This window comes from Stenotrophomonas sp. P5_B8, from assembly GCF_054049855.1.
On the sequence record NZ_JBFULO010000774.1, the window covers coordinates 1 to 884 of the forward strand.

General features: G+C 69.1%; 2 pseudogenes. Both read left to right on the forward strand.

Annotated elements, in window-relative coordinates:
* Positions 1 to 45: 45 nt before the first annotated feature.
* A pseudogene (locus ACXJKH_RS21370) lies at positions 46 to 765 on the forward strand (DNA polymerase III subunit delta'); the annotation flags it as partial.
* Positions 762 to 884 (forward strand): annotated as a pseudogene (locus ACXJKH_RS21375) (PilZ domain-containing protein); the annotation flags it as partial. The pseudogenes ACXJKH_RS21370 and ACXJKH_RS21375, both read left to right, overlap by 4 nt.

Consider the following 884-nt stretch of genomic DNA (forward strand, 5'->3'; position numbering starts at 1 on the left):
TTCCCAACAAGTCCGGCGACAAGCTGCGCACCGAGATCGTGATTTCCCAACAAGTCCGGCGACAAGCTGCGCACCGAGATCGTGATCGAGCAGGTCCGCGAGATCTCGCAGAAACTGGCGCTGACCCCGCAGTACGGCATCGCCCAGGTGGTGATCGTCGACCCGGCCGACGCGATCAATCGCGCCGCCTGCAACGCGCTGCTCAAGACGCTGGAAGAGCCGCAACCGGGCCGCTACCTGTGGCTGATCAGCAGCGACCCGGCGCGCCTGCCGGCGACCGTGCGCAGCCGCTGCCAGCGCCTGGAATTCAAGCTGCCGCCCCGCGAGGAAGCGCTGGCCTGGCTGCAGTCGCAGGGCCACACCGAGGCCACTGCCCGCGAGGCGTTGGACGCGGCGCGTGGCCACCCGGGGCTGGCCGATGAATGGCTGCGCGATGACGGCCTGGCGCTGCGCAAGCAGGTGGCCACCGATCTGGAGGCACTGGTGGCCGGCCGCACCGGGGCGGTCGAGCTGGCCCAGCGCTGGGCAGGGGACGACAACGCGGCCTTGCGCCTGCGCCACGCCGCCGACCTGGCGCTGGCCCAGGCCAGCGCGGGCGGCTTGACCGATCCGGATCGATTGCACAAGCTGGCGGCGTGGTTCGACGCCGCCAACCGTACCCGCGATCTGCTGCGCACCACCGTGCGCGCCGACCTTGCGGTGGTGGAATTGTTGTTGGCCTGGAACAAGGTCAACGAGCGGCAAGCAAAGGRGAATAGAGCATGAGTGCCACCAACGCCCGCCAGGGCATCCTGTCGCTGGCGGTCAAGGACAAGGCCGCGCTGTACAGCGCGTACATGCCGTTCGTGAAGAATGGCGGGGTCTTCGTGCCCACCCCCAAGCGC